General features: G+C 48.5%; 8 protein-coding genes. 3 read left to right on the top strand and 5 right to left on the bottom strand.

The window, feature by feature from the left end:
- Positions 1-1,118: 1,118 nt before the first annotated feature.
- On the top strand, positions 1,119-2,396 hold the full coding sequence (locus ACU52_RS12480) for a glycosyltransferase family 4 protein (protein WP_053399021.1): 1,278 nt from the start codon (positions 1,119-1,121) through the stop codon (positions 2,394-2,396).
- Positions 2,393-3,187 (top strand): glycosyltransferase family 2 protein, encoded by a 795-nt coding sequence (locus tag ACU52_RS12475; protein ID WP_053399020.1) that lies wholly within the window; start codon positions 2,393-2,395, stop codon positions 3,185-3,187. The genes ACU52_RS12480 and ACU52_RS12475 overlap by 4 nt, the downstream gene beginning before the upstream one ends.
- A 337-nt stretch (positions 3,188-3,524) precedes the next feature.
- On the opposite strand, the gene ACU52_RS12470 is transcribed toward ACU52_RS12475, so the two are convergent.
- The 5 genes from ACU52_RS12470 to ACU52_RS12450 all read right to left on the bottom strand — a co-directional run bounded on the left by ACU52_RS12470 (position 3,525) and on the right by ACU52_RS12450 (position 9,092).
- Complete coding sequence (locus ACU52_RS12470) at positions 3,525-4,466, bottom strand: peptidoglycan DD-metalloendopeptidase family protein (RefSeq protein ID WP_053399019.1); 942 nt, start codon at positions 4,464-4,466, stop codon at positions 3,525-3,527.
- 246 nt (positions 4,467-4,712) lie between these two features.
- Complete coding sequence (recG, locus tag ACU52_RS12465) at positions 4,713-6,812, bottom strand: ATP-dependent DNA helicase RecG (RefSeq protein WP_053399018.1); 2,100 nt, start codon at positions 6,810-6,812, stop codon at positions 4,713-4,715.
- Between the two features lie 56 nt (positions 6,813-6,868).
- A complete protein-coding gene (locus tag ACU52_RS12460; RefSeq protein ID WP_053399017.1) occupies positions 6,869-7,534 on the bottom strand; it encodes a 2-C-methyl-D-erythritol 4-phosphate cytidylyltransferase in 666 nt (221 codons plus the stop codon).
- Between the two features lie 225 nt (positions 7,535-7,759).
- Positions 7,760-8,323 carry a DJ-1 family glyoxalase III gene (locus ACU52_RS12455; protein WP_021855531.1) on the bottom strand — a complete coding sequence of 188 codons (564 nt, stop codon included), beginning with the start codon at positions 8,321-8,323 and terminating at the stop codon, positions 7,760-7,762.
- A 55-nt stretch (positions 8,324-8,378) separates the two neighbouring features.
- Entirely contained in the window at positions 8,379-9,092 is a 714-nt protein-coding gene (locus ACU52_RS12450; protein ID WP_053399016.1) for a pyridoxine 5'-phosphate synthase, read from the bottom strand.
- Positions 9,093-9,302: 210 nt separating this feature from the next.
- Between ACU52_RS12450 and ACU52_RS12445 the strand changes: the two genes are divergently transcribed.
- The gene (locus ACU52_RS12445; RefSeq protein WP_021855529.1) at positions 9,303-10,190 is read left to right on the top strand and encodes an NAD kinase; all 888 of its coding nucleotides are present in this window, start codon (positions 9,303-9,305) and stop codon (positions 10,188-10,190) included.
- Positions 10,191-10,213 lie beyond the last annotated feature (23 nt).

Here is a 10,213-nt window from a genome sequence, read left to right as displayed (position 1 = left end):
AACCAAATATAATTAGCTTCAGTTCCGGCAGATTAATTTTATTGATTGTCGGCTGCGCTCGGCATAACCAAATATAATTTGCTTCTGCTCTCGCTTGCACGACAATTGCAAATCAGCCGGCACAATAGTCTTGTTGCTACATACCGAGAATTGCAGAGAAACAACAAGACTAATGTTCTGTTGGATCTGCGATCCGACAGCATCGAATATCAGGATCTTTGATCCGCAACTTCTACCTATAAATTATACATAGGAAGCAAGCAGATTGAAATTAGTTTCGCTGATTGTTGGTTCTGATATTCGATGCTGCCGAAATTTTCGCTACGCTTAACAACATGTGCAAATCTGCCGGCACAAATAAGAGATGCCCGAAGGGCTATATTTCAGTAACCGTGGGTGGCACACCCACGGATGCATAAACATGGGAAATCACCCGAAGTGGTGATACTTGTTATAAAAAACACTCACTTAGAAAACATGTTTTAAAGTAGCACCTCTTCGGGTGCATGCTTATCTTAGCAGAACAACCGGGCGTGGCTTCGCTGAGCTTCGCCACACCCGGTTACAAAAGTGTAGCCCTACGGGCTGTCTGAATTTGTGCGCTATTGTTTATGTCGTAGTCTCTTTTTGCAGCCACAAAAAACGCCTATATAAAGCAAGGATACGGACTGAAAGCATGAATGTACAGAATAGACAAAAACGGTCTAATGACTGACTGGGACTATGTCTGTTTGGAACTTTTGTGAGTATAAAAAACACGCTGCAACTTTCAGCAAGCTGCAGCGTATTAAAAATATGTTTAACTAAAAAACCTTTTTCGATTCGAAAGGGAACCTCACGGCCTCCTTTGTCATCCTAAATAATCATGAAAACTTTACCTTAAACTAATACTATTTACTAACCTAAACAATTTATTAACCTTTTGATGCTGCAAAGATACGGCGAAAAACGTTATCTGTCAATACTTGCACGTGTCTTTTTGCAATCAAAGACGCTTTTCTTGACGCAAATCAATAAATTGTGTGCGATAACAGCATATAAACAGCCGTTAAATTTGGTAGAATAAGTATTTTATTTTAATTTTGTGTTTGCAATAAAAAACATAAACATTTTGAACAATGCGGGTGCTAATCGTAAATACAAGCGAGAAGACCGGAGGCGCCGCCGTGGCTGCCAACCGGCTAATGGAGGCTCTTAACAATAATGGCGTTAAGGCTAAGATGCTGGTGCGCGACAAGGAGACTTCGGACATCACGGTGGTGGAGCTGCCTAAAGGTATATGGCAGCGGTGGAACTTCCTGTGGGAGCGATGGTGCATTTTCTGTCATATGCACTTTTCACGGAAGCATCTCTTTGAGGTTGACATAGCAAATGCCGGCACTGACATAACTCGTATGCGCGAGTTTAAGGAAGCCGACGTGATACATCTGAGCTGGATAAACCAGGGCATGCTCTCGATAAAGGATATACGCAAGATTATCGACAGCGGAAAGCCTGTAGTGTGGACAATGCACGACTTCTGGCCGGCTACGGGTATATGTCACTACACCCGCAAATGTAACTATTATAAGACCACGGGATGTCATAACTGTCAGTATCTGCCCGGCGGAGGCTCGGCCAACGACCTTTCGGCAAAGATATGGAGGCGCAAGGCCAAGGTTTGGTCGTCGCGCAACATATTCTTCGTTACGTGCAGCAAATGGCTGTGTTCAGCCGTGCGCGGCAGCAGGCTGCTGACGGGAAAGCAGGTGGTCAGCATACCTAACCCAATAGATACGCGCGAATATAAGCCGGCTGACAAGCGCGAGGCACGCATGCGTCTGTCGCTGCCTATTGACAGACGTCTTATTCTGGTCGTATCACAGCGCATAACAGACAAGCGTAAGGGTATGGACTATATGGTGCGTGCCTGCGAGATTATGGCAGAGCGTTGCCCTGAGATGAAGGAAAACACGAGCATAGTTATCCTTGGAGGCCACTCGGAAGACTATGCCGACAAGCTGGCTTTTCCGGTGTGTCCGCTCGGCTATGTCAGCGACCAACGGAAGATTATAGATGTGTATAACGCGGCCGACTTGTTTGTGCTGCCTTCGCTTGAAGATAACCTGCCTAACACTATAATGGAGGCTATGGCCTGCGGCGTGCCGTGCGTAGGATTTAAGTCGGGCGGCATCCCGGAGATGATAGATCACCGCAAGAATGGGTATGTGGCTGAATACAAGAGTGCCGAAGATCTGGCAGAAGGCATGCGATGGGTGCTCTCTGAAGCCGACTATGACGAGCTGAGCGACAATGCGGTGAAAAAGGTTTCAATAAGCTATTCGCAGCAGAGCGTGGCGATGAAGTATATTGAGGTTTATAACCAGGCCAGGGCTTACAGGCATTACAGATTATGATAAAGTTTACGATTGTAACAATTACGTATAATGCGGCCGATGTGTTTATGCGCACGGCTGACAGCGTTGCGAGGCAGACTTATGCGGCAGTGGAGCATCTTATTATAGACGGGGCTTCGTCTGACGGCACGCAGAATCTGGCAGAAGAATATAAAAAGGCTTCAAATGCAGCCTGCAACGGCCATGAGGTGAGGATCATTTCCGAACCTGACAAGGGACTGTATGACGCCATGAACAAAGGGCGTCGGCTGGCTACGGGCGATTATGTGTGTTTCCTCAATGCCGGAGACTTCTTCCCGTCGGCCGATACGTTGGCTGTTATTGCTGCCAACGCACGTCTTGAAGAGTGCAGCAGCGAAGGAAAACCGCTGCCGGGAGTGCTGTATGGTGATACCGACTGGGTGGATAATGACGGCAACTATATGAGCCGGCGCAGGCTTACACCGCCAGAAAAACTCACGTGGCGCTCTTTCCGTCATGGTATGCTTGTGTGCCATCAGGCTTTTTATGCGCGCACTGATTTGGCGCAGAAGGTTCCTTACGACTTGCGTTATCGTTTTTCGGCAGATGTTGACTGGTGTATAAGAATTATGAAAGAAGCAGAGAAAGAGTCGCTGCCACTGGTGAACGTTCATGCCACCATTGCCGACTATCAGCGTGAGGGGCAGTCGACAAAGAACCACAGGGCCTCGCTTCTTGAACGTTTTGATGTTATGAGCCGTCATTACGGACTTTTTACCACTATCGTTATGCATGCCTGGTTTGTCATACGTGCGGTGATAAAAAAATAAGAATCAGAAATATTAGTTATAAATTACGCCCAAATCGGTCATGCTGATTTGGGCGTATTGTTGTTTTATATAGAAAGTATAGCCTTCTTATATCGGAAGTGCTGCCGTCTGCTTTTTCGCAGGCATGGCGGCTGTATCAGGAAAATGCAGATTCAGACAGACGACAGAAACAGGTATGTCTGGCAGAAAACATAAACCCCAGTCGGTCATTAGACCGCACATCGCTTTATCAATTTTATGTATTCATGCTTTCAGCCCGCCTGATGACCGATTGGAATAAAAAAAGCGGTTGCCAGCATAATGCTGACAGCCGCTTGACATTTATAGACATTAACAATTATGAGTATCTTAAGATCTGTCCGGGACGTATGCGCATCTTCTTTGTTATGTGGTTAAGCTTGCAGAGCTCTTCGATAGTTGTGTTGCGCTTCTTTGCGATGCTCGACAGAGTCTCTCCGCGTTTAACCTTATGATAGCGTATGTCGCCGCTGTCGTTGTTTCTGCTTCTCTTGTCAGACGATGAACTGTTTTCTGCTGATGCATATTCGTTGTCGTCTTTTCCTCTTTCCTTGTTTGCAAGTCTTGAGTCGTTGTCGTAAGTGTCGCGGCGGAACATATATGTATCGCCTGTTACGTCCTGGTTCTTGAAGTCGAACATGAGTGCCGGGTTGAGGGCTACGCCGCAGAGACGTGTCTCAAAGTGGAGGTGAGAACCTGTGCTTCGTCCGGTGTTTCCGCCAAGTCCGATGGGCTCTCCGGCTTTTACAGTCTGGTTTTCTTCAACCAGGTGCTTAGACATGTGTCCGTATATAGTCTCAAGTCCGTTATAGTGGCGTATAACCACATAGTTGCCATATCCATTGGCTTCGTATCTTACTATTCTTACTTTTCCGCTGAATGCGGCACGTATTGTGTCGCCGATATAAACCTTCACGTCGATACCTTTGTGCATGCGGCCCCAGCGACGTCCGAAGTTAGACGTTATGACTTTGCTTGTCGTAGGCATGCAGAAGTGCTTGAGGTTAATAAGAAAAGAATCGGGAAGGGTTGTGGCGCGGTGAGCATATTTGTTGCTCCATTCCTTGTAAAGCTGTGCTGAAGGGGAGCCGGTCTGTTCTCTCTGTATTATGTTTTTAAGGGCTAAAGTGTCAACCGCCTTCATCTTTCTGTCGATAGGTGCCTGGCGGGCCAGCAGATCCTGGGCTGATGCCGTTACTGCCGTAAGGGTAAATAATGCCGTAAATGCTAATGTCTTTATTGTTCTTTTTATTAAATACATAATTTATTGTTCTTGGTTAAGATAAAAGTGCGGAGGCTGCCGCGGGCGATAGTCAGAAAAAAATCAACAGATAAAAATTTTCCGGCCTATCATAAAAACCTTTGCAAAGATAATAAAAAAGTGTGATAGTTGTTTTCCGGTTTAACAACTTTATGGACACTTTAACAAACTGGCATGCAAGGTGTCCCTAATTTAACTAATACTAACTGGTTGATATTCATATTGTTAGCATTTTAGTTAAAATACCTATGAAATGGCAGACCAGTTTATGTTTGTTTTGCGCAGTGAGTCAAGCCTTTTCCATAGCATGGCATATTCCTGCTTCTGACACATGGGGTCTTTGTCAATTATTTTCTGTGCCTCGTCGCGTGCCAGCTGAACCAGCTGCCCGTCGCGCGCAATGTCGGCTATCTTGAGGTCGAAGGCCATTCCGCTTTGCTGTGTGCCTTCAAGGTCTCCGGGGCCACGCAGCTTCAGGTCGGCTTCTGCAATCCTGAATCCGTCGTTGGTGTCGCACATTATGTCTATTCGCTTGCGTGTCTCTTCGCTTAACTTGCGCTTGCTTACAAGTATGCAGTATGACTGGTCGGCTCCTCGTCCTACACGGCCGCGCAGCTGATGCAGCTGTGACAGGCCGAAGCGTTCGGCGTTGAGTATTACCATCACTGATGCATTCGGCACGTTTACGCCTACCTCAATTACGGTGGTGGCCACGAGTATCTGGGTCTCACCGGACACAAAGTGCTTCATCTCCTCTTCTTTTTCAGCCGGCTTCATCTTGCCGTGAACCTTGCTCAGCCTGAATTCGGGAAACGCTTCCTTGAGTCCTTCAAAGCCGTCTTCAAGATTCTTGAGGTCTATCTTCTCGCTTTCTTTTATCAGCGGGAACACGATATATACCTGACGCCCCTCGTTGATCTGTTTCCTTATTCCGTTATACAGACTTGTTGTCTGGTCGTCATATTTATGTATTGTCACTACAGGCTTGCGTCCCGGCGGCAGTTCGTCTATGACGCTCACGTCCAGGTCGCCGTATATGGTCATTGCCAGTGTCCGCGGAATAGGCGTGGCTGTCATGACCAGCACGTGCGGCGGCTTGTCGCTCTTGTTCCATAGCCGTGCCCTCTGTGCCACTCCGAATCTGTGCTGTTCGTCTACGACTACAAAGCCGAGGCGTGCAAACTGCACGGTGTCTTCGATAACAGCATGGGTGCCCACCAGTATGTTTACGCTTCCGTTGGCCAGTCCTTCCAGCACGGCCTTGCGCCTCTTGCCTTTCACCATGCCTGTCAGCAGTTCTACGTTTACGTCCATTCCGCCGAGCATACCCTTTATTGTGGCAAGGTGCTGTTCCGCCAGAATTTCTGTCGGGGCCATTATGCAGGCCTGAAAGCCGTTGTCGATGGCGATGAGCATGGACATCAGTGCCACGAGCGTTTTGCCGCTGCCCACGTCGCCCTGCAGCAGACGGTTCATCTGCTGTCCCGAGCCCATGTCTTTCCTTATTTCCTTAATGACGCGTTTCTGTGCGCCTGTGAGCGGAAAAGGAAGGTTGTTGAAGTAAAAGTCGTTGAACGTCTTGCCGACACGGCTGAATATATAGCCGCGATATTTGCGCCTGTGGTCGCTGGCGTATCGCAGAATGTTGAGCTGAACATAGAAAAGCTCTTCGAACTTCAGACGGTATCGGGCCTTGCTCATGTCGTCGGGCGTTTTGGGGTTGTGTATTTTTCTGAACGCCTCGTCCCTTGATATCATGTTCAGCGGCTTGGTTATGAAGTCTGGCAGGGTTTCCCTGAGCGGTTCTTTCATGTTGTCGAGCATGCTTTTTATGAGCTTTTCTATGGCTCTCGACGTCATGCCCGTCTTCTTCATGTTTTCCGTAGTTACATAATACGGCTGCAGTCCCATCTGTGATAGCTGCATTTCTGATGCCGGATCAATGTCGGGATGTGCAAACTGGTAGCGCCCGTTGAACACGGTAGGTCTGCCGAATATTATGTAGTCGGTAGAAAGTTTATAGTGGCTGATGATGTATTTTGCTCCCGAAAACCACACGATGTCTGCCACTCCGGTTCCGTCTGACACATGTGCCACGACCCTTGTGCGGTGGAACCCCATCTCGAAAGTCTCAAAACTCAGTATTCTTGCACGTATCTGAACGAAGGGCATGTCGCCCGAAAGCTCATTTATGCGGTATATGCGGCTGCGGTCGACATATTTGTAGGGGTAATATTCAAGCAGTTCCTTATAGGTGCTGATGCCCAGTTCCTTACTGAGCAGAGTCTTGCGCCTTGGGCCTACGCCCGGAAGATACTGTATGTCCTGGTCTAATATGTCGAGCATTGTCGCGTTTTGAGAGATGTTTCAGATTAGATGAAAATATTATGTCAGCAAATTATCTACGCCAGCACCCTTGCTATAAGCAGGTCGAACGGAGTGGTTATCTTTATGTTCTCGCGGTTGCCCTCTATGAGCGTCGGACTTTGCCCGATGCTTTCTGCCACAGAGGCGTCGTCGGTGAAGTCCTCACGGTAGGGCTGCTTGTATGCCTCCTTCAGCAGCTGTATGTCAAAGGTCTGCGGCGTCTGGACAAGGCGATACTCCTGTCTTGGCACGGTGGTGCTCTTGTTGTCGGCGTTGAGATGTATCAGGGTTTCTACTACGGGCGTAACCGGCACCACGGCCTTGCGTGTTCTTGCTGTTTCATAGCAGTTGGATATCACCTCAATCGACGGGAACGGGCGCACACCGTCGTGTATGCCAACCACTCCTGTTTCGTCGTCGGGTATACATGCCAGTCCGTTTCTGACTGAGTGGAAGCGTGTCTCGCCTCCGTCCGCTATCTGATATTCAGCAGCGAAGTGATATTTCTTGCACAGTTCGTGCCAATATTCCTGTTGTTCCTTAGGCAGCACAAGTATTATTTTCAGCGTGGTGCTGTATTCTTTGAATCTTTTTATTGTGTGCATAAGGACAGGAAATCCGTTGACAGGCAAGAATTGCTTTGGTATGTCAGAGCCCATCCTCAATCCTTTGCCTCCGGCAACGATTACAACATAGTCCATAATATTCTTCTTGTGATTCTTCTTGTTTTGTCTTATTGTCAGTAAGTTTTCTATGTGTGTATGGGCGTGCAGCTGTGCCCATGCAGGCTATATCTTCAGATGCAGGACAGATGTATGTGTTCCGCATCATGCATACACGCCGCCACGGGGTTAATCCGTGCTTATATATTCATCAGCCCGAATACAAGTCTTGCTGCCGTATCCGGGCTGATGAGCCGGTTGTTGTTATTTCATCATGAGATGCTTGAACATCATGCCTTCGGCCACGCTGTCGGCTGTCTTATGGTCGGTAAGAGCCTCGAGCAGTGTGTAGGCATAGGGCAGGGTGGCTGCCGGACCTTCTCCGGTAGTGATGTTGCCGTCTACGGTGCACAGTTCGTGTGTGTATTCTGCTTCATCAAGATATTTCTCGAATCCGGGATAACATGTGGCACGCTTGCCCCTCAGCAGACCAATTCCGCCAAGCACCATGGGTGCGGCACATATTGCACCGATCATCTTGCCCTTGCGGTTCTGCTCTATGAGAGACTTCTTTACTCCAACATGCTCGTTGAGGTTGGTTGCTCCCGGCAGTCCGCCCGGCAGCATGAGCAGGTCGGCGTCGCTGAGGTCAGCCTCTTCAAACAGCAGGTCGGCAGTGATTTTCACTCCGTGTGCCGATTCAACTTCCTTTGCGCCTGTAACGCTCACGGTTTTAAACTCAACGCCTGCGCGGCGCATAATATCTAATGGTATGAGGGCTTCAATCTCTTCGAAGCCTGTAGCCAGGAATTCATAAACTTTAGCCATGTGGTTTTCTGAATTTTAAGGTTTAAACGTTTATTTGTATAATGATGGCATAGCCTTATTTCAGGCAAGCCAGATATCTCTTTATCGTGTCTTCAAGACCGAAATACAGCGCATCGCATATCAGTGCGTGACCTATGCTGACCTCGTCGAGCCATGGAATGTTCTGATGGAAATAGGTCAGGTTCTGCAGACTGAGGTCGTGTCCTGCGTTGAGGCCAAGCTCCATTTCTCTTGCCACTTCTGCCGCCTCTACGAACGGCTTTATCGCCTCTTCGCGGTTGGCCTCATAGCCTGCTGCGTATGGCTCGGTGTAAAGCTCTATTCTGTCGGTGCCGCACATACGTGCCGCTTCAACCATCTTAGGCTCGGCGTCGACGAATATCGACGTTCTGATGCCTGCCTCCTTAAACTGTCCTATCACGTCGGTCAGAAAGCCCTTGTTGGCCACTGTGTCCCATCCGTGGTTGCTCGTTATCTGGTTGTCAGCATCGGGCACAAGTGTTACCTGGGTGGGCTTCACCTCGAGCACCAGCTTAATATATTTGTCAATTGGGTTGCCCTCTATGTTAAACTCTGTTGTTATCAGTGGTTTGATGTCTCTTACGTCCTGGTATCTGATGTGTCTTTCGTCAGGACGTGGATGCACGGTGATGCCTTGCGCGCCAAACTTTTCACAATCAACGGCCACTTTCAGCACGTCGGGATTGTTGCCTCCGCGTGCGTTGCGTATTGTAGCCACCTTGTTGATGTTTACGCTTAATTTCGTCATTTTTTACAAATTTATTTAGTTAGCAGTATCTGTTATTCCGCAAAATGATGTAATTTTGCATATGACAAGCCTTGTGCAGGCGGCTTTCTGGCTGTTGTCATACGGGGCTTGTGACATCTTTGCAGATAAGTTTATTCATTGGCAAAGTTACTAAATGTTTGTCATTTTTCTGCATCCTGTACTAAAAAAGAAATTTAAAAGCTTAAAATTATGGGGTCGCGCAAGTTTAAATTCGCACTATTTGGAAATATCTATCAGGCAAAGAAGTCGGCTAACATCCGGGATATAATGTCGTATCTCACGCGCCGCGGCGCTGAAGTGTGCGTTGAAAAACTTTTTTACGACTTTCTTGTAAGCACCGGACGGCTGTCGCCTGGCTCCGTTGAAGTGTTTGAGGGAGGCAACTTCATGGCTGATTTCGTCATATCTATGGGCGGCGACGGCACGCTGTTGCGTGCGGCGGGGCTCGTAGGCAGCAAGAATATACCAATACTTGGAGTCAATATGGGCCGGCTCGGATTCCTGGCAGACATCGTGCCTACCGAAGCCGAGAGCGCGCTCGACTCGCTCTATCGCGGCGACTACACGCTGGAGAACCATTCGGTAATATGCGTTGAGGCCGACGGCAAGCCTCTGCCGGGTGTGAGCCATGCGCTCAACGACATAGCCGTGCTGAAGCGCGACAATGCCTCGATGATATCAATACGCACAAGCATCAACGGCGAGTATCTCGTTACATATCAGGCTGACGGACTCATTGTCAGCACTCCTACAGGCTCAACGGCATATTCACTGTCGAACGGCGGACCTATCATCGTGCCGCAGACGGGCATCCTGTGCCTTACGCCGGTGGCTCCGCACAGCCTGAACATCAGGCCGATGGTGATTTCAGACGACTCTGAAATAACTCTCACCGTGGAGAGCCGCAACCATAACTTCCTCATTGCCGTCGACGGACAGTCGGCAAAGTGCAGCGAGAAGACACGGCTCACCATACGCAAGGCACCATATAACATAAAAATCGTGAAGCGCAGCAGTCAGAAATACTTCTCCACCTTACGCCAGAAGATGATGTGGGGAGCCGACACGCGCGGCTGACAACATCTCCGCACCAGTATGCT

It is taken from the genome of Xylanibacter rarus (genome assembly GCF_001275135.1).
In the GTDB taxonomy this organism is placed as follows: Bacteria; Bacteroidota; Bacteroidia; order Bacteroidales; family Bacteroidaceae; genus Prevotella; species Prevotella rara.
Note: the sequence above shows the minus strand (reverse complement) of the source record. Positions and strands in the feature narration are given on the sequence as shown.